The 19,200-nt window shown below is 40.1% G+C and carries 16 protein-coding genes; 11 read left to right on the forward strand and 5 right to left on the reverse strand.

What is annotated here, in order from left to right:
- Window positions 1-142: 142 nt before the first annotated feature.
- Complete coding sequence (locus G4P69_RS31375; RefSeq protein WP_208340593.1) at window positions 143-412, reverse strand: YciI family protein; 270 nt, start codon at window positions 410-412, stop codon at window positions 143-145.
- A gap of 511 nt (window positions 413-923) precedes the next feature.
- On the opposite strand from G4P69_RS31375, the gene G4P69_RS31380 reads away from it, so the two are divergent.
- Window positions 924-1,982 (forward strand): glycoside hydrolase family protein, encoded by a 1,059-nt coding sequence (locus tag G4P69_RS31380; RefSeq protein WP_208340592.1) that lies wholly within the window; start codon window positions 924-926, stop codon window positions 1,980-1,982.
- 28 nt (window positions 1,983-2,010) lie between these two features.
- Here G4P69_RS31380 and pheT read toward each other — a convergent pair whose 3' ends face one another.
- From pheT to G4P69_RS31400, 4 genes are all read right to left on the reverse strand, one after another.
- On the reverse strand, window positions 2,011-4,452 hold the full coding sequence (pheT, locus tag G4P69_RS31385) for a phenylalanine--tRNA ligase subunit beta (protein WP_208340591.1): 2,442 nt from the start codon (window positions 4,450-4,452) through the stop codon (window positions 2,011-2,013).
- 459 nt (window positions 4,453-4,911) lie between these two features.
- Window positions 4,912-5,034 carry a multicopper oxidase domain-containing protein gene (locus G4P69_RS40740; protein ID WP_208340590.1) on the reverse strand — a complete coding sequence of 41 codons (123 nt, stop codon included), beginning with the start codon at window positions 5,032-5,034 and terminating at the stop codon, window positions 4,912-4,914.
- Window positions 5,031-5,423: a hypothetical protein gene (locus G4P69_RS31395; protein WP_208340589.1), complete on the reverse strand. Its 393-nt coding sequence runs from the start codon at window positions 5,421-5,423 to the stop codon at window positions 5,031-5,033. Before G4P69_RS31395 ends, G4P69_RS40740 begins: the two co-directional genes overlap by 4 nt.
- A 682-nt stretch (window positions 5,424-6,105) precedes the next feature.
- Window positions 6,106-7,458, reverse strand: coding sequence for a response regulator (locus tag G4P69_RS31400; RefSeq protein WP_208340588.1), 1,353 nt, complete (start codon window positions 7,456-7,458; stop codon window positions 6,106-6,108).
- A gap of 600 nt (window positions 7,459-8,058) precedes the next feature.
- Here G4P69_RS31400 and G4P69_RS31405 point away from each other — a divergent pair.
- The 10 genes from G4P69_RS31405 to G4P69_RS31450 form a co-directional block, all read left to right on the forward strand.
- On the forward strand, window positions 8,059-8,733 hold the full coding sequence (locus tag G4P69_RS31405) for a vWA domain-containing protein (RefSeq protein ID WP_208340587.1): 675 nt from the start codon (window positions 8,059-8,061) through the stop codon (window positions 8,731-8,733).
- A 31-nt stretch (window positions 8,734-8,764) separates the two neighbouring features.
- Window positions 8,765-9,544 (forward strand): PP2C family serine/threonine-protein phosphatase, encoded by a 780-nt coding sequence (locus tag G4P69_RS31410; protein ID WP_208340586.1) that lies wholly within the window; start codon window positions 8,765-8,767, stop codon window positions 9,542-9,544.
- Window positions 9,545-9,596: 52 nt separating this feature from the next.
- Complete coding sequence (locus G4P69_RS31415) at window positions 9,597-11,810, forward strand: tetratricopeptide repeat protein (RefSeq protein WP_208353505.1); 2,214 nt, start codon at window positions 9,597-9,599, stop codon at window positions 11,808-11,810.
- Window positions 11,811-12,206: 396 nt separating this feature from the next.
- Entirely contained in the window at window positions 12,207-12,980 is a 774-nt protein-coding gene (gene rfbF / locus G4P69_RS31420) for a glucose-1-phosphate cytidylyltransferase (RefSeq protein ID WP_208340584.1), read from the forward strand.
- Between the two features lie 53 nt (window positions 12,981-13,033).
- Window positions 13,034-14,257: an L-2-hydroxyglutarate oxidase gene (lhgO, locus tag G4P69_RS31425; RefSeq protein ID WP_208340583.1), complete on the forward strand. Its 1,224-nt coding sequence runs from the start codon at window positions 13,034-13,036 to the stop codon at window positions 14,255-14,257.
- A 28-nt stretch (window positions 14,258-14,285) separates the two neighbouring features.
- On the forward strand, window positions 14,286-15,314 hold the full coding sequence (locus G4P69_RS31430; RefSeq protein ID WP_208340582.1) for an NAD-dependent epimerase/dehydratase family protein: 1,029 nt from the start codon (window positions 14,286-14,288) through the stop codon (window positions 15,312-15,314).
- A 175-nt stretch (window positions 15,315-15,489) separates the two neighbouring features.
- Entirely contained in the window at window positions 15,490-16,755 is a 1,266-nt protein-coding gene (locus tag G4P69_RS31435) for a class I SAM-dependent methyltransferase (RefSeq protein WP_208340581.1), read from the forward strand.
- 177 nt (window positions 16,756-16,932) lie between these two features.
- Entirely contained in the window at window positions 16,933-17,916 is a 984-nt protein-coding gene (locus G4P69_RS31440) for a glycosyltransferase family 2 protein (protein ID WP_208340580.1), read from the forward strand.
- 154 nt (window positions 17,917-18,070) lie between these two features.
- Window positions 18,071-18,910 carry a phytanoyl-CoA dioxygenase family protein gene (locus tag G4P69_RS31445; protein ID WP_208340579.1) on the forward strand — a complete coding sequence of 280 codons (840 nt, stop codon included), beginning with the start codon at window positions 18,071-18,073 and terminating at the stop codon, window positions 18,908-18,910.
- 119 nt (window positions 18,911-19,029) lie between these two features.
- The coding region (locus G4P69_RS31450) for a dTDP-4-dehydrorhamnose 3,5-epimerase family protein (protein ID WP_208353507.1) at window positions 19,030-19,200 on the forward strand (171 nt) is incomplete at its 3' end.

Genomic DNA, 19,200 nt, shown 5'->3' on the forward strand with positions numbered 1-19,200 from the left:
ATATAAAATTTTAGTATCCCTGAGAATAAACTTCAAAAACTAGAGGCATCGAACCTCTAGTTTTTGTGCGCTATCCATCCCCACCCTACTACGTAGAGGGTGGGGAATTCCGCGAATATGTTAAAAAATTTTACTTTTGCATTTAAAAAACCTGAATCCATTCTTTAACAGAGTATTCAGTCCAAACGCCGTTTTGCCAGTAGGGATCGCTTTCAACCAACTGGCGAACAACTGCTTCGTCTTCGGCTTCGTAGATGCCAAAAATTTTAGTAACGTCTTTGGTTGGACCAATAGTAATCAGCACACCAGATTCTTTCTGTTTGGCAAGTCCGTCTAAATGAGCTTGACGGTAAGGTTCACGTTTTTCTAAAACGTTTTCGCAGTAAGTTCCCCACATTACATATTTAGTCATAGTGCGACTTTATCTTGAATGGACACACATTATATTAAACCTGGGATGAAATTCGACACAACAGGTTTAATATATAGACAGTTAGGATTAATTCTGACTCCTGACTCCTGACTCCTGAATTCTTATTAAAGAGTTGTTTCTTCTATTTTTGATTTTATCAACCCTTCTAAGTACTCACTCGCACTGGTTTTTTGTCTAACAGCTTGATCACAAACAAAATGCCAAGACGTATCAGTCAGAAATATACCATGCTGTTTTTTTAATTCATTGTGCAGGACGGGTTGGTTCCTTAGTCTTTTTTTTCCTTTACCTGTTGACATGCCCTAGAAGTGTTTAGTGTTCTCAGCATACCTTATCAAAACTCATGTGGGGAGTCAAGAAGAGGGGACAGGGGGCAGGGGAAGCAGGGGGGGCAGGGGGAGCAATAAATATTTCAAAACTTTGGGAGGAAAGCTATCTGCTGGTGTGACGGTAAAATTTTAGGAGTGAGAAGCGATCGCACGCCTATTTAATGAATTACCCAAAAAACTCAATTGCTCAACCTGGATTAATTTTGACACCAGGCGCTGAAGGCTGGTGGGATTCTGAAAGAGTCTCTTCGCCACAGGTGCTGTACTGTCCTGATGGAATTTGGAGGATGTGGTACTACGGTCGAGATGCATCCTTTGATCGGCAAATAAATTTACCTACAGGTCGCTGTGGTTTAGCGATTTCTACTGATGGGATTCGTTGGGAACGCGTCCAGGGATCATTAACTATGGGAGCTGTCTTTGAACCTCACCCTGATCCTAGTCGCTTTGACTCAGCCCATGTTGGTGTTAGCAATGTCTATTACCGCGATGGTCTTTATTGGATGTGGTATTTCGGTGGAGATCATACAGTTGTCGAGAGTGGAAAGTTTAAAGCTAAAGGGTTAAAGATGCGTCCTGGCTGCGCTATCTCCCGTGATTGTATTAATTGGGTACGGCTGGAAGGTTCTTATCAAGGCGCTTTTCTTGACGTGGGAAAGGTAGGGGAGTTTGATGCTCTATTTTGCCCTTGGCCACAAGTTTTGCCTGATGATGATGGAACATGGAGATTGTATTACCATACTTTCAATCCCGATAGAGGATTCTTAGTCGGGTTAGCTGTATCGACTGATGGTTTGCGTTGGGAAAAATTCGGTGAGATTTTACAACCAGGTGAGTCTGGAAGTTTTGATGAGAGAGGTATCGGTACTCGCCACGTGCTGAAAATTAACGGAGAGTACGTAATGTTCTACGAAGGTGTTAACACCAGTGGTTATCACTCAATTGGTTTGGCTACTTCTGATGACGGGATTCATTGGCAAAAATATGCTGGCGATCAGGCGGGAGGTTCTGTTTTTTCCCACGCTTCAAAGGGTTCTGGTCTTTGGGATGCAAGAGCGGTAGGGACGCCTTGTGTGGTACCAATGAATGATGGTAGTTTCCGAATGTACTATATTGGTGCAAACGAAGGCGGTCACGATGAGCTATCCTCACAACACCAAATTGGTCTAGCTATAAGTGATCAAAATGATTTTCGCCACTGGCATCGTTGGGGTGCGTAATTTGTAGGGGCGTTCGCCCCTACAGTAACTAACTTCTCAGGGTGACGCCGAATTTTTCTACTAGAGATTCACGGACTTTGTTGTGTACTGGTTCAACTTCAGCGTCAGTGAGAGTGCGATCGCTTGAACGATAAATCAAACGAAACGCTAAGCTCCTCTGTCCTTCTGGTACGTTCTCACCGCGATATTCATCAAACAAATTCACTGATTCAAGCAAGCCTTTCCCAGATTTGGTGATGACTCTTTCAATTTCAGCAACTGTAACTTTAACAGGTGCAAAAAAGGCAATGTCGCGATCAGATGCAGGATAGCTAGAAAAGGGTTTAAATTTTCTAGTCAAAAGTTCATCTTGATCCAGAACGTCTAAAAGAACATCTAGATCCATCTCGAACACGTAAACCGCATCTGGTAAACTTTTTTCTCGGCGTATTTGGGGATGCAATTGCCCAAAACTTCCAAGCCTATTTCCCTGAATCCACAAAGAAGCTGTGCGTCCTGGGTGCAAGCGATGATCTCGACAATCTGGTTGATATTCTACCTCTATACCAAGTTGCTGAAATACAGCTTCTAAAATACCTTTGGCTTCAAACCAGGTGATGGGTTGCTCACGACCGCTTCTTGTCCACTTAGTGGAGGTGCAATCTCCTCCTATAATACCGGCGATCGCGTCTGCTTCTTGGAAACCGTCTTCATCTTGCCAGAAAATTCGCCCAATTTCAAAGCCGTTCAGCGCTCCATTCCCCTGTTCTAAGTTGTATTGGAATGCGTCAATCAACCCTTGTATTAAATCTGTTCGCAGTGCTGAATACTCTACAAATAAGGGATTGCTGAGCACAACTTGTCTGCTTTCTCCTGGTTTCACTAAGGAGTAGTGCATTAATTCGGTTAATCCTTCTGCCCTAAAGCAAGCTCTTAACTTACGGATCAGCTCATGATCTACAGGTAGATAGCCTGCTTCTGCTTTCTCGGGCAAAGTATCACAAAAATTATCATAGCCATAGAGACGGGCAATTTCTTCAATTAAATCAACTTCCCGTTCTAAGTCACGGTAACGATATGGTGGAACAGAAACCGTCCAATTATTGTTTCCTAAAGGATTGAGTTGACATCCCAAAGCAGTTAAAATGCGCTCAACGTCTGCAGCTTGCAGTTCTCCTGTTTCTTCTTTTAAGTCAACTGGACCTAGTAACTGATTAACTCTCTCTAAACGGAGTTCTATTGAACGTGTCCAAGTCGAGGGTTCTGGGCGTGTATCAGAAATTTCCTGTTGAACTATTGTTCCAGAACACAGTGAGCAAATCAGTGACAACGCGCGACGACAAGCTACTTCCAATTCTGCACGGTTAACTCCTCGTTCGTATCTGGTAGAAGCTTCACTTCTTAAACCAACGCTACGGGAAGAACGGCGGATTGCAACGCTGTCGAAGAGTGCAGCTTCTAAAACTAGGTTTTGTGTACCGTCGTGTACTTCGGTTTCTTCACCACCCATTACCCCAGCTAGTGCTACAGGTTTGTCGTTAGCGGTGATTAACAAGTTTTGTGTTGACAGGTTGCGGGTTTGTCCATCGAGAGTTTTTAAAGTTTCTCCAGGCGTAGCAAACCTAACACCGATTTGTAGAGAATTGGTTTCTCGATTCGCAACAGATTGTAGGCGATCGCGATCAAATGCATGGAGAGGCTGCCCCCATTCTAACAAAACATAGTTAGTAATATCTACAACATTATTAATTGGTCGCACGCCCGCAGCACGTAACCGCTGTTGCAACCACTCAGGTGATGGAGCAATTTTTACTTCTGAAATTACAGTACCTATATACGCAGGACAGGCTTGTGTATCAGCAATTTTTAAAGTTAAATTATGCTCTTCCTTGGGAACCGCTACTTCACCTGGTTCAGGAATTGACAGCTTTGCACCTGTTAGCGCTGCGACTTCCCTTGCTATACCTACCATACTCAAAGCATCAGCACGGTTAGCAGTTGCAGTTACGTCTAAAATAACATCATCTAGACCCAATAACGGGCGCACGTCACTACCTAGTTGCAGATTTTCCTGATTAAAAATATGAATTCCATCTAGATCAGTAGGTAAACCAAGTTCCTTTAAAGAGCAGATCATGCCATTAGATGGAACACCTCGCAACTTTGCGCTCTTTATTTTTAAATCAATCTTCGGTAAGTAAGTGCCTACAACTGCTACTGGTACATAAATATCTCCTCGAACATTAGAAGCACCACAGACGATATTTAAAGTTTCTCCTGTACCAATATCGACTTGGCAAACACTTAATTTATCAGCATTGGGATGGGGTTGGCGTTCCAGGACTCTACCAACAACAACCCCAGACGCCCAAGTTTTGCGGTCTTCAATATCTTCTACCTCAAACCCAGCCATTGTTAGTGTTTCAGCTAATTCTTCTGGGTTAAGTTTTAACTCGACTAGCTCTTGTAGCCATTTAAGAGAAATACGCATGGAATGTGTTTACTTGTCTTCTATTGATCTTATTTTATGGCTCTTACTACTAAGCGATGACTACGGGCCTCGCCAGTCGTACCTTTTAACGTAAACAATCCTACTACATACAAGCCGCTTCTTGCTGCGACTTTTTGATTTCCCTAGGAGTTACACATTGACAGCAATCATCAGATATGCGGTAGGAATTAATAGCGTCTCAACGAGATATTTTTCCACAAATATAGTAAATTCCGGTTAAAAGCTTTTGGGAGGATGATTTTTTATCAAGAAAAGCAGAGACCAGGAGTCAGAATCTCCTGGTCTCTGCCCGCTTGTGTTCGCGAAGCGTCTCGAAGAGAAGGGAACAAGGGTTTAATACCCCAATAACTTTTACGTTGCTCACGAGTCAGTTGGGGTCGAATCCCCATCTGAAAGGAACATAAATGCCTTCTGCCTTCTGCTTTCTTCAATTGTTTTTTACGGGTTCTCGATCTTAGTGGTGAGATTTACTGCTCTCATCATGCCTTGGTCTTCATGGTCTAAAATGTGGCAGTGATAAATTGTAAGGGCGCAAGGCGTTGCGCTCCTACCTGGTTTCAAAAACGCAATTTGTGCCCGTGGTGAGTATAGCTACTGAATATTTTGACAGCGGATTCGGATCGTTCTTGAAGCCATATTATTGCACTCGGTGATTGTAGAGGAGATCCTCTTAGAGAACCGTCGATTGAAAGGATATACTGCACCAGTCCTGGTATCTCTGATCCGATGATTTTTTTGCACTCTTCCACAGCATCAGCTAGTCCTGCTTCACCTCCTTTTGCTTCTGCTATTTGCATCATTCTGGAGGCTATATCTGTAGCTCTTTCTACGTCTTCGTTTATATAGGCGCTAAAGTGGCGTTGCGATCGCTGTGCATGGCTTTGCTCTGGTTTGATGTGACCCGATAGAATATCGTTGACTGTGTTTTGGATATCGTCAATCTGTGCCATTTTATTTCCTCGTCTCGCCTCGAATGAGCCGCGATCGAGGCGATGCTTATTTCATACTTTTGTGCAAAATTTGTTTCTGCATTTGCTCCTCTTTATGTTAATTTCCGCGTAAAAATTTCGAATCCTCCTTAATAGCATTGAAGAAGAATTCACAAGTCGTGACGTCAGTCATCAGAATCAGTCAGTCGGGGATTCTACCCACCACTGAATTGCGAATCGCTTTTAATGACTTGTATTTGGTTGTGAAGATGCCTAGTAGTCTCCAGAGAGTAATCTTTAAATTCAGATACTGTCAAGTATTATGTATAACAATTAATACTGATAAATATTTTGTATATAATAATGCCATTGAATATTGGGGTCATGTCTTGTAAACTGGGGTGAGTGACTGGTTCTAGTGCCGTTTTTATCTGTTCCTTTTGTCAAACACCTCTACTGCACTGGCGCTCTAACTTATGAAATTTCAATCCCTACAGCTAAAATATTTTAATAAATTCCAATCTTCAGATTCATAACTCTGTCATTGTTAATAAATTTTTTTTGATTTTTTGCTATATTGTATATTATTTCCAATTTTATTGAATCGATTTTTATAATAATTGATTCGAACACTGCTATTTATAAATTCAGGGCTTCAATTCAGATTAAATAGTTAAAATTTTCTTATTCAATTAAATGCTTATTAAGTCACATGCATAAACACTATTTTTAGTAAATCTGTGCGAGTAAAAGGCTTAGTTAAATACCCAGAAGCTCCCACTAATCTAGCTCGTACTTTGTCTATAATTCCCTTACTTCCTGTAACCATAATGATTGGCGTATTTTTGAACATTGCATTATTTCTTATAATACGAGCTAATTCATAGCCGTCAATTCCTTCCATATTGAGATCCAGCAAAATTAAGTCTGGTTTGTTCTTAATAATCGACATCACTGCTTTTAGTGGATCGCTAATTGTAATTACGGAAAAATTTTCATCTTCTAAGAAGCGGCTGATTTCTTTAAGAACTGTAGGACTATCATCTACAGAAACAATTTTGTAGACTTTTTGATGGCTTCCGGCTTTGGGAATTGGTTTTTGAGGTTGGGGTCTTGTATTGTTTTGTTGTATTATTTGCTGAGGTGTTTCTTGTTGGGGAACAGAAGTTTGTGGAAGTTGTTGTTCCGTAACTAAATTTTGTGCTATTACTGTGTCAGTTAATTCTTTAGTAGGTGATGTTGTTATCTCTCTCGTTTGGAGCGATGATGGTTCAAAAATTTTTGGTAATTTATCAAAAGGTGGATCTGGCTCGTGCAATAAAACCTTTTTGTTTATAATGTGGGGATATAGACTCCGAGCCAGTTGGATTTCATCTTGATTTAAAATAACTGCCAAATGCCTAAGACTGAAACCTTTCATCCAGTAAGCTAAGTTTTGCTGTATATCTGGTAAACTGTTGGATTTATTGCCATTTTGAATCCACAGGTAAGGACGTTGAAAGGGAGAAGAAATTTGCGGATTAAAAGATTGCCAAGCAGCCAATCTCTCTTCACATTTTTCCACGATTTTTTCTACATCGAGTTTGCAAATTTTTGGCATTTTCTGTATACTTTCTCTAAATTCATATGTCCCTTGTTTAATTAATAAAAATGATTCAATGACTTCTTTCACTAATTCTTGGATTAGTAAGGCTATTTGTGTAACTTGCAGATATCTTCGAGTAGCTAGCCAGCAAATAGCTTGATAATCTGACGCAAAACTGTTATAGTGTTCTGTTGACTGATTTTGTGAGTCAGGTTCAAACATCAAGCGCAATTGCACCCTAGCTTCACTGGTTAAAGTAGGAATTTGATAACTGAGTCGACGCAGATGACGTTCGAGCCGATCAAAGGGTTCAACTGAGTGAGTCGCATAAATTATCTTACCTTGGTCTAAGTATATTAACCAGGAAACAGAGTTGCTGGAGACTTGTAAACAAGTTGTATCACCACAACTGGAGAGGTGTCTTAACAAACTGAGGGGACAAAGTTTTTTAAATGTGCCAAAATTATTCATTTGTGTATAAATTTAAAATTTTGGTAAAGGAGGTATATTATTAATCGTAATATTAATCAAAAGATCATTTTTTTGACGTTAACCACTCTATCTTGAGTAAAATCATGGAAAAAATCAACTAAAGTAGTCTAATTCCTACATTCTTGACCAATGAATCTTGAAAGTAAATTTTTAATTTAGTTAAACTTTTGCTAAGGTGGGGTTGTCATTTAGAAGAGATATACTGTTACTATGCTGATGATGTGAATTCTCCTTAATTTCTCTTATCTAAAACCTCGTGAGTCTACACAGAATCTTTAAAATTAAGAATCAGCAAAGTTACGTATCTATAGTAATCTATTATGTTATACGTGTGAATCTGCCAAAAGCACTACTTAACGGTAGTACTTAACTCTGCAACAGTCAATTTATCTCAACTGAGCCTGAAGAAAGAATCTTAGGCAATTGTGAGGAATTTTGCAGCAGCGACATGTTTACTAAACAGTAGACTAATAAAACTAAGCGCCGTCACGGTGGTTTGGTTAGTGGTTTAAAATATATACTTTATACTTTGAGATAAAGGAAAATAAAGCTTTGCCCTTTAACATAACACAAAAAGTTATGGCTGATACATTAAAACTTGATGAAGTAGTAGAGTTCGCCGAAAATCCTGAGCCGCGCTGTCCTTGTGTGCTACTGCTAGATACTTCTGGCTCTATGCAGGGAATGCCGATTGACGCTCTAAATCAGGGTTTGTTAGCTTTTAAGGATGAACTAAACCAAAACTCCCTAGCTTCAAGGAGAGTAGAAGTAGCAATAATTACTTTTGACAGCCACGTCAACATTGTTCAAGACTTTGTAACGGCTGATCAGTTTAATCCACCAGTACTAACAGCACAAGGCTTGACAACTATGGGTGCTGCTATCCATAAAGCACTAGACATACTTCAAGATCGCAAAGCTCAGTACCGTGCTAATGGTATAGCCTACTATCGTCCTTGGGTATTTATGATTACTGACGGAGAGCCGCAAGGCGAGTTTGAGGATGTATTAGATCAAGCAGCTCGAAGACTGCAAGGAGATGAAGCAAATAAACGTGTCGCGTTTTTTCCGGTTGGTGTAGACAACGCGAATATGACCCGTTTAGGTCAAATAGCCGTGCGCACTCCTTTAAAGCTTAAGGGACTAAACTTTGTAGAGATGTTTGTTTGGTTGTCGGCTAGTATGTCCGCCGTGTCTCATTCCAAGATAGACGATCAAGTGGCATTACCACCAATTGGCTGGGGGTCTGTTTAGTGGTTGAATGGTTACACAGGTCAACGATTTTATGAACACCTCAGAACAGACATCTCACTGGCAAGTATTAGCTGCATCAGTATGTGGCACAAGTCATTTAAAAAACAAGCAATTGTGTCAGGATGCCCATCACTGGCAGCGGTTGTCAGATGATATTTTGGTATTGGCAGTAGCAGATGGCGCAGGTTCCGCAAGTTGGGGAAAAGTGGGCGCTATGATTGCTGTGGAAACAGCAATAGACAATATAGCAGCCAAAACAATCACCAGGCGTTCTTTAGCTGATGATGCTGTCGTGCGATCGCTCTTGATCGAAGCAATGGTCAGTGCCAAAATAGCAGTGGAGGAAGAAGCCGTTGCCTGTGAAAAACAACCATCAGACCTAGCGAGCACATTAATAATTGCGATCGCATCGCCAGAACTCATAGCAGTAATACAGGTAGGTGACGGTGTAGCAGTGGCAAAGGATTTGGAAGGAAATCTAACTGCCATTACCGTACCTGATCATGGCGAATTTATTAACGAAACGACTTTTTTGACATCACAAAATGCTATAGAATCGGCTCAACTGAGATATTGGCGGCAAGACATAGTCAATGTTGGAGTCCTAACTGACGGACTGCAAATGCTTGCTATGAATATGGCTATCGGTGTACCTCACAAACCGTTCTTTTTGCCGCTATTCGACTTTGTCGCTAATATCGAAGACAAAACAGTGGCAAAAGAGCAATTGATAAAGTTTTTGCGATCTGAAAGGATTACACAACGCACTGACGATGATTTAACCCTTATTATAGCTGCACTACGCAATTAGTTAATCATGTTTGTAACACTTGAGGCTTTGTTCGTTTACCACAAATCAAATCATGCAAGTACTACGCCGTCCGAATAGCCAAGAAAATGTTAGTATTAACCTAGCCGCCACTCTAGGGCGTGGGGGTGAAGCCTGTATTTATACAGTAGCAACAGACCCTGATTTAGTGGCAAAGGTTTACCACAAGCCAACTGTTGAACAAGCTCACAAATTAGAAGTGATGATTGCTCACCCGCCAGAGAATCCCACAGCTAATTTAGGGCATATCTCAATTGCTTGGCCAATAGAGTTGTTGCGATCTGCTGAGGGGAGCGATCGCGTTGTTGGTTTTTTAATGCCTCGCATTCAAGGAATGCGTCCAAGCATTGACTTTTATAATCCTAGAACTCGCCGCCAAAATTGTCCTCTATTTAATTATCAGTACCTTGTACGTGCTGCTCGAAATCTAGCAGCGGCTTTTGCTTCCTTGCACGCGAGTGGTTACTGTGTCGGAGATGTCAACGAGTCGAATATCCTCGTAAGTGATACAGCACTGGTAACAGTCGTAGACACGGACTCATTCCAAGTACGAGATCCAAATAGCAATTTTGTTTACCGTTGCCCTGTAGGTAAACCGGAGTTTACTCCACCAGAACTACAAAATAAAACCTTTGCAGAGTGTGAACGAACTGTTACCCATGACTTGTTTGGGTTAGCAGTGCTAATATTTCAATTCTTGATGGAAGGGACACACCCGTTTTCTGGCATTTTTCAAGGATATGGTGATCCGCCAGCATACGAAGCACGTATTGCACAGGGTCATTTTACTTATAGCCAAAAACGGCGCATACCTTATATTCCTACCCCGATTTCACCACCTTGGGAAATTCTCCACCCTAGCTTACAAGATCTATTTGTACGTAGTTTCGAGGATGGTTACAACAATCCCGAACTTCGCCCTACAGCACAAACTTGGCTTTCAGCACTGACTGAAACAGAGAACTCTCTTGTTAGCTGTAGTGTAAATAGTCAACATCGCTATAGCAACCACCTGCACAAATGTCCTTGGTGTGAGCGCACGTTACAATTAGGTGGACGCGATCCATTTTTATCAATAGAAGCAGTAGCAGCTAGAGAACATTTACAACTCCAGCCAAAACAAAAAAGGGCACGTACACAAACAGCACGCGATCGCGTACCCAGAGGGCGTGGTGCTACCCGAACACCACAAGTACCATCAGTATTCAGCAACCCTAGGCATAAGTTAGTAATACCTAGCCAAAACATCTCTTATTATAAACCTCCTAAGAAGCCGAAATTTTATCCATTTATTTTTTGCTTGCTTGGTTTTGGACTATTGGGATATTTAGATTTGTTGATTAAATTTACAAGTCGCCCCTTTATTGCTCAAAACTCTTATGCTCAACAAGTATTAGCTAACAATCAAGACAACGACAAAAACCTTACTTTTGCAGATTATTATCAACAGGGTCATGCTTCGTACAAAGTTCGAGACTATGAACAAGCCGTTGAAAGATTTACAAAAGCAATACAAAAGGATCCTAAGTACGCTAAAGCTTATATAAACCGTGGCAACGCGCACTACAACTTAAAAGAATATGAAGCCGCACTCGCAGATTATAATCAAGCAATTCGCCTGAATCCGAATGAAGTAAAAGCCTATGAAAATCGGGGTAATGTTCGTTTTTTATTGGCTGAATATAGCAGCGATCCAGATAAAGATTACAATCTAGCAATTGCAGATTTCAATAGTGCTTTGCGCCTGAATAGTAATGACGTCGAAGCTTATGTAAGGCGGGGTGTTGTCCGCTCACAGATTGCTAAATATAGCGGTGATTCTCAACAAGAATACAGAAAAGCAATTCAGGATTTCAACTCTGCATTGAGTATAAATCCTAACAGAGCAGAAGCTTTCTTTCAAAGAGGTATAGTTCGCTATCAAATTGCCCAATATAGTAGCGAGTTTGAGCGCGAGTATAAACAAGCAATAGAAGACTTTAACCGAGCATTGCATCTTAATTCTCAAATGGCAAAAGCTTATCTCAAACGAGGTATTGTTCGATATGAACTAGCACAATATGGTGGTAATGCTTCAAAACATCACTACTCAAAAGCAGTAGAAGATTTACAAACATCTGCCAAAATTTCTCTTGCACAAAATGACATGGAGAATTACCAACAAGCCTTAAGTAGTATATGCGTAGTGTTAGAAAATAAATGTGACAATTTCTTCCAAAACGCAAGTATATCAAGTAAGGGAAACTAGGGATGGGTGTAGGGTGTAGGGTGTGGGGTGTAGGGTGTAGGGTAGTAGGGGATCAGGGGAGCAGGGGGAGCAGGAAGGAGGAGGAAAATAAATTATTAAAAGATTAATTTCTACCCAAGAAATTAGGCTAAATTCGCTACTGCCTTTGATTCAATTTTTTACAAAACTAAACCCCACACCCTACACCCTGCTAAGATCTCCCTACTCCCACTAATAGGAAAACTTTTTTACTTTTTTACATGGAGAGCAAGTTTATTTACCTTGTCTTCATATATTTTTGTGAAATTATCGTTAGATTAGTTACTGAGAAAATTAGATTATCAATTTTCTTTATCTAATTGAAAAAAAGTAGGAAAATAATTATCTATCTAACTTAGAAATTACAGAGATATTTTCATGAAAGCAGTGATTTTAGCCGGTGGGCTAGGTACGCGCATCAGTGAAGAAACTAGTGTCAGACCAAAGCCAATGGTCGAGATTGGAGGGAAACCAATTTTATGGCACATAATGAAGATTTATTCTGCCCACGGTATAAATGACTTCATCATCTGCTGTGGTTATAAAGGCTATGTGATTAAAGAGTATTTTGCTAACTACTTTTTACACATGTCGGATGTCACTTTCGATATGCGCTTTAACAAGATGAATGTACATTCTGGCTATGCTGAACCTTGGCGTGTTACTTTGATAGATACGGGTGATAACACGATGACAGGTGGGCGGTTAAAGCGAGTCAGCGAACATATCGGTAACGAAACTTTTTCCTTAACCTATGGCGATGGTGTTAGTGATGTCAATATTACGGAACTTATTAACTTTCATAAAGAACAAAAAACCTTTGCTACACTAACTGCCGTCCAACCACCAGGACGTTTTGGGGCTATTGTTTTAGGGCATGAGCAAACCAAGATTAGCAGCTTTAGAGAAAAACCAGAAGGTGATGGTGCTTGGATTAACGGTGGTTATTTTATTTTAGAACCCGATGTTATCAACTTTATTGATGATGACACGACTATTTGGGAGCAGACTCCTTTAGAAAAGCTAGCAGAAATGGGACAATTATCTGCTTACAAGCATTACGGTTTTTGGCAGCCGATGGATACTTTGCGAGATAAGAATTATCTAGAGGAGCTATGGAAGAACAAAAAAGCTCCTTGGAAGGTGTGGTAAGTAAGTTGTTGTTTACTCACTAACAATTAAATATTTATAGAGGCTTGAGTGAAATGTATGATTTTGCGATTATAGGTGGAGGAATTGTTGGTCTTTCCACCGGTATGGCTTTAGGTAAACGCTATCCTGATTCTCGTATTCTCGTACTGGAGAAAGAAAGCAAGTGGGCATTTCACCAAACAGGCAATAATAGCGGTGTGATTCACTCTGGTATTTACTATAAACCAGGAAGTTTCAAAGCTAAATTTTGCCGCGACGGTTGTCGCTCAATGGTAGAATTTTGCCAAAAGCATGAGATAGATTATGAAGTTTGTGGTAAAGTCATTGTTGCAACGAAAGAGGAAGAGTTACCTCGCTTAGAGAACCTTTATAACAGAGGTTTAGAAAACGGCATAGAAACTAAGAGAATTAGTCCAGAGGAAGTTAAAGAAATCGAACCTCACGTCCAGTGCGTGGGAGGAATTAAAGTTTTTTCTACGGGTATAGTTAATTACAAGCAAGTCTGCTTGAAGTATGCGGAACTGATTGAAAAGCAGGGCGGAGAACTCCGTCTCAATACAAAAGTTGAGCGAATAGTTTCAAAGGGTAAGACACAAGTACTCGAGACTAATAACGGTAGCTTTGAAACCCGTTTTGTGATCAACTGCGCTGGATTGCACAGCGATCGCGTAGCCAAACTAGGTAAAGTGGATCCACAAGCTAAGATAGTACCTTTCCGTGGAGAATATTACGAACTTACACCAGAGAAACGCTATCTTGTAAAAGGCTTAATTTACCCAGTTCCTAATCCAGCTTTTCCTTTTTTAGGTGTCCACTTTACCCGCATGATCGACGGTAGCGTTCATGCAGGGCCGAATGCTGTTCTGAGCCTCAAGCGTGAAGGATATCATAAAACAGACTTCGACTTGCGAGATTTTGTGGAAGTCATGACATACCCTGCTTTCTGGAAACTAGCAGCGAAACATGCTGATGAAGGAATACAAGAAATTATTCGCTCGTTTAGTAAAGCAGCTTTTGTAAGAAGTTTACAACAACTTATACCAGAAGTCAAAGCAGAAGACGTAGTTCCTACCCACGCAGGAGTGCGCGCTCAAGCGTTGATGGACAATGGAAGTTTAGTAGACGACTTTTTAATTGTTCAAGGTGAAAACTCTGTTCATGTTTGCAATGCGCCTTCACCAGCAGCCACTTCTTCCATTGAGATAGGGAATGCGATCGTCGCACAAATTCCTGAACAGCAGCACCTCCAACCAACAAGTCAATTTCAGAACATCTAATAACTTTAATATATAGGAATTCAAAACAATGAAAGTTCTTGTTACTGGTACCGAAGGTTATCTTGGCTCCTTATTACCTCCATTATTGTTTGAGCGTGGACATGAGGTTATTGGTGTAGACACTGGCTATTATAAAGTCGGCTGGCTGTATAACGGTACTGATGTAACTGCCAAAACCCTTAACAAGGATATTCGTCACATTACGGCTGAAGATTTACAAGGTGTTGATGCAATAGTTCACATGGCGGAACTTTCCAACGATCCCACAGGACAATTAGCACCACATATCACTTACGAAATCAATCATAAAGGTTCAGTTCGCCTTGCCACACTGGCGAAAGAAGTAGGGATACGTCGGTTTGTGTACATGTCTTCTTGCAGCGTTTATGGTGTCGCAACCGCAGGAGATGTTACTGAAGAATCGCCGGTGAATCCTCAAACAGCTTATGCAGAATGTAAAACTTTGGTAGAGAGAGATGTCCAACCACTAGCTGATGATAGCTTTTCTCCTACCTTTATGCGAAATGCTACTGCGTTTGGTGCTTCGCCAAGAATGCGTTTTGATATTGTTTTAAACAATTTGGCTGGCTTGGCTTGGACTACCAAAGAAATCAAGATGATCAGCGACGGTACACCTTGGCGTCCATTAGTCCACGCTCTAGATATTTGTAAAGCAATTATATGCGCGCTTGAAGCGCCACGTGATATCATACACAATCAAATATTCAATGTGGGAGATACAGCAAACAACTACCGAGTCAAAGAGATTGCGGAAATTGTTGCTGAAGTTTTCCCAGGGTGTAAACTAAGCTTTGGCGATCAAGGTGCAGATAATCGCAGCTACCGCGTGTCTTTTGAGAAAATAAACACGACTCTACCAGGTTTTAAGTGTGATTGGAATGCTCAGCGTGGTGCTAAGCAGTTGTTTGACTTGTTCAGTCAAATTGATATGAGTCAAGAAACCTTCTTGTCAAGAGGTTTTACTCGCTTGAAGCAGCTAGAGTATCTGATCCGTACTCAACAAATCGATCAGGATTTCTTCTGGACGAAAAAGTAGCCTAGCACCCCACTGCTACGCCCAAGACAAAAGTCAAAAGTTTTATATATCAGGTCTTTTGACTTTTAAAATTTGGGATATCCTTTAGGAATCCTTAAATATTCTGAATCAAAACGATATTGATTCAGAATGTTTAATATAAATTTTTTTTATCTTTACGGAGGCAAAAACTCTAATGGCAAATGCGCAATGTCGTTTCAGTGGTCAACCACTACAACACACTTTTGTGGATTTAGGAATGTCACCTTTAGCGAATGCTTATCTTCGCGAAGAACAACTAAATCAAGCTGAAAAATATTATCCTTTACACGCCTACGTATCTGAAAACACTTTATTAGTTCAATTAGAACAGTTTGAAACCCCTGATAATATCTTTAGTGATTATGCTTATTTTTCTTCGTATTCAGATAGTTGGCTAAAGCATGTTAAATCCTACACAGATCAAATAGTAGAAAGATTTGGTTTTAATCAAAATCATCAGGTTATTGAAATTGCCAGTAACGATGGTTATTTATTACAGTATTTTGTAGAAAAAGGAATCCCTGTTTTAGGAATAGAACCAGCAGCAAATATAGCTAAGGTAGCTCAAGAAAAAGGAATTCCTAGTTTAATTAAATTTTTTGGTGTACAAACTGCTAAAGAACTTGTTTTGCAAGGAACTCAAGCTGACCTTTTGATAGGTAATAACGTATTGGCTCATGTTCCAAACTTGAATGATTTCATTGCTGGAATCCAGATTATTTTGCGTCCGGATGGGATTTTGACAATGGAGTTTCCCCACGTCTTACAACTCATTGAGCAAAATCAGTTTGACACTATTTATCATGAACATTTTTCTTACTTCTCGTTCTTAACAGTTGAGAAGATTTTCGCAGCACATCATTTAACGCTTTTTGATGTAGAAGAATTACCAACTCATGGTGGTTCACTAAGAATTTACGCTAAACATGAAAATTCTAGTACCCACAGCATTACAGACAGAGTAAAAGAACTGAAAGAAAAAGAAATAGCAGCCAATCTTGATAAGTTAGAAACGTACATTACTTTTGGAGAAAAAGTAAAAGAAACAAAACGCAAACTATTAAGTTTTATGTTGGCGGCTAAAGCAGAAGGTAAATCAATTGTTGGTTATGGTGCTCCAGCAAAAGGTAATACCTTACTAAATTACTGCGGTATTGGTAAAGATTTTATTGATTACACAGTTGATCGTAACCCTCACAAGCAGGGATTGTTTCTACCTGGAACTCATATTCCTATCCATAATCCTAATAAAATTTTGGAAACTAAACCAGACTATGTGTTGATTTTCCCTTGGAACCTCAAGGAAGAGATTATGGAACAAATCTCTTTTATTAGTGAATGGGGTGGACAGTTTGTTGTGCCAATTCCTGAAGTCCAAGTTTACCCATCTCCAGTACGGGAACTTGTGTTAACAGCGTAACTAAGTATTAAACGCAGCAGAAAGAGATTTCTGCTGCAACTACAAAATATCCTTTTACGTAAATTCTGTAAAACAACTTGGACAGCTTGTAGTTACACTTGAGTGCGCTATGCTTCCCTCCCGATAGCTCAACTAGGAAAGAGTTCCTCTTAAATGTAAAACTTTATGTACTAAATTATGACCAAATTACTAACTATTGCCATACCTACTTTTAATCGTGCTGAGTCGCTTGATAAGCAGTTGGGATGGCTCTCACAAGCTATCAGAGGCTTTGAAGATGATTGCGAAATCTTAGTATCTGATAATTGCTCAACTGATAATACTCACGATATCGTCGGAAAGTGGCAGTCCATTCTAACTACTATAACATTTAAATACAATAAAAATCAAGAGAATCTTGGTGTATTAAAAAATATTTCTTATTGCCTAACGGCTGCTACAACGAAATACGTTTGGGCGATTGGAGATGATGATCCTATCCAATCAAGAGCAGTTAGTTATGTCTTAACAAAAATTAAAGAGCAGGAAAATTTATCCTTAATATTTCTCAACTTTTCTGGTCGAAACAAACTTACTGGAGAACCTGTTCACCCACCTGCCATAGTCGGTAATCGCTGGTTTGACATTGATAGTGAGGATGGGCGTGGTGATAGCAAAGAAATCTTTGGTCATTGTTTTGAAAAAAGTGTAGGTGCTGTTATCTTTCTCAGTGCCACTGTTTTCCGCACTGACTTGGTGCAGCGTGGTCTTCAAATATGGCCAAACGCTGACAATAACTGGATATTCTTGGCATATTTAGCTGGCTATTGTGCCGCTCATGGCAGTATAATCGTGACCAAAGATATTTATCTCGAATGTATTGTTGGGGTTAGCTATTGGCAGAAAGAGCAGAATTCTGCTCTGCTGATGCAGTACAAACATATACCAGAAGTGCTTGTGAAACTAGAGGAGAATGGATATTCTCATCAGTTTTGCAGGCGCATGATTGTGAAGAATTTAAAAGATGTCAATTTGAAAGTCTTTTTGGGTGCTCTAAGAAGATGGCCATTGTTCACCATTAAGACAATCGTTCCCTTTTTAGTTTTAGTCGGGGTATCTGCTTTTGAGTTGATGACTCAAAAAAAATTAAAAATATCTGAATCGCCTAGTCCCACTACTTAACAAGTGTCATATGGACGGGTTGATTGGCGTTAAAAAAAATACAAGCTTTTTAGCCTATTTTAAACTGTAGCTTTATTTTTGGAGCGCCCCCAATACTGATTCTAATTAGACTTGTTCCTAAACTCTAAGAATATTTATTCCAGGAAGTTACGCAATGGTAAAGGTTATAAATAATACAATATCACAGATCACCTCTGAGTTAGCTTACAGAACTGCAATTTTTAATCATGGGAGAAATTTGCCTAAGCTAGAACAGTGCGATCGCGTAATCATCGATAATCTCAAAAAAGAAGGCGTACACGTTACCTCCTTAGAAGAGTTGGGGTTAGACTCTTCTTCAAATCTCCTCAAGGCGTCTAAGGAGCAATTGTCTCGTATGGAACCGCCTAAAAACAGCCAGTCAGGTCAAAAGCTACCCCAAATCTACACAGTTACAGATTTACCAGAGTTTTCTACATGGGGAAAGGAAACAAGACTGTTAAACATTATTGAAAATTACATTGGTCTTCCTGTTGCCTTTCACGGTGTACATTTACGCAAGGACTTCAAAAACGAAAATCAGTTTGGTACACTCCTGTGGCATAAGGATGCAGAAGACCGTCGTATCATCAAAATCTTTGTCTACTTAAGTGATGTAGAGCAGCATCATGGGCCTTTTGAATATGTCCCACTACCTTTAACCTCTGTATATAGATTAAGCTATTATCAGATTCAATACAAGCTGTGGAAATCTGGTTATTTAGGCTTTGATGATCAAGTTCTAAATAAAATTGTACCCAAATCAGCTTGGAAATCCTGTCCAGGAGCAGCAGGCACAGTTATTTTTGTAGACACAAAATGCGTCTTGCATCATGGAACACTTAGGACTCAGGATCGGTCGGCTCTATTTTTTGTTTATACAGCTAATCCTCCTAAACGACCAGAACTTTGCACCCAATACTGGGATGACACTTTTGCCAGACCAGATCGTCTAATACAAACGACATCGTTATAAAGGCATCTACAAAGGAAATCTGTCACAGGAGTTTCGTCTTCAAAAGACGACACCCGAGGCGGATTTCCGGAACTTGTCAAGTTTATTGTGTAGTAAAAATTAATCAAGTGAGGTTCTCCATGCTCTTTACCGAAACTCAACTCCAAGGCGCGTTTATTATTGACCTAGAGCAGAAGCCAGATCACCGGGGTTTCTTCGCCCGCACTTTCTGCGCTAAAGAATTTGAAGCACACGGATTGAAGCCAATAGTAGCTCAGTGTAACCTCTCTTTTAATTACAAAAAAGGAACG

Origin of the sequence: Aetokthonos hydrillicola CCALA 1050 (genome assembly GCF_017591665.1) — a bacterium.
Taxonomy (GTDB): Bacteria; Cyanobacteriota; Cyanobacteriia; order Cyanobacteriales; family Nostocaceae; genus Aetokthonos; species Aetokthonos hydrillicola.

Excerpts from the sequence above, each read along its gene's own strand:
- G4P69_RS31375 (WP_208340593.1), bottom strand. The coding sequence starts at position 412 with ATGACTAAATATGTAATGTGGGGAACTTACTGCGAAAACGTTTTAGAA.
- G4P69_RS31380 (WP_208340592.1), top strand. The coding sequence starts at position 924 with ATGAATTACCCAAAAAACTCAATTGCTCAACCTGGATTAATTTTGACA.
- pheT (WP_208340591.1), bottom strand. The coding sequence starts at position 4,452 with ATGCGTATTTCTCTTAAATGGCTACAAGAGCTAGTCGAGTTAAAACTT.
- G4P69_RS31395 (WP_208340589.1), bottom strand. The coding sequence starts at position 5,423 with ATGGCACAGATTGACGATATCCAAAACACAGTCAACGATATTCTATCG.
- G4P69_RS31400 (WP_208340588.1), bottom strand. The coding sequence starts at position 7,458 with ATGAATAATTTTGGCACATTTAAAAAACTTTGTCCCCTCAGTTTGTTA.
- G4P69_RS31405 (WP_208340587.1), top strand. The coding sequence starts at position 8,059 with ATGGCTGATACATTAAAACTTGATGAAGTAGTAGAGTTCGCCGAAAAT.
- G4P69_RS31410 (WP_208340586.1), top strand. The coding sequence starts at position 8,765 with ATGAACACCTCAGAACAGACATCTCACTGGCAAGTATTAGCTGCATCA.
- G4P69_RS31415 (WP_208353505.1), top strand. The coding sequence starts at position 9,597 with ATGCAAGTACTACGCCGTCCGAATAGCCAAGAAAATGTTAGTATTAAC.
- rfbF (WP_208340584.1), top strand. The coding sequence starts at position 12,207 with ATGAAAGCAGTGATTTTAGCCGGTGGGCTAGGTACGCGCATCAGTGAA.
- lhgO (WP_208340583.1), top strand. The coding sequence starts at position 13,034 with ATGTATGATTTTGCGATTATAGGTGGAGGAATTGTTGGTCTTTCCACC.
- G4P69_RS31430 (WP_208340582.1), top strand. The coding sequence starts at position 14,286 with ATGAAAGTTCTTGTTACTGGTACCGAAGGTTATCTTGGCTCCTTATTA.
- G4P69_RS31435 (WP_208340581.1), top strand. The coding sequence starts at position 15,490 with ATGGCAAATGCGCAATGTCGTTTCAGTGGTCAACCACTACAACACACT.
- G4P69_RS31440 (WP_208340580.1), top strand. The coding sequence starts at position 16,933 with ATGACCAAATTACTAACTATTGCCATACCTACTTTTAATCGTGCTGAG.
- G4P69_RS31445 (WP_208340579.1), top strand. The coding sequence starts at position 18,071 with ATGGTAAAGGTTATAAATAATACAATATCACAGATCACCTCTGAGTTA.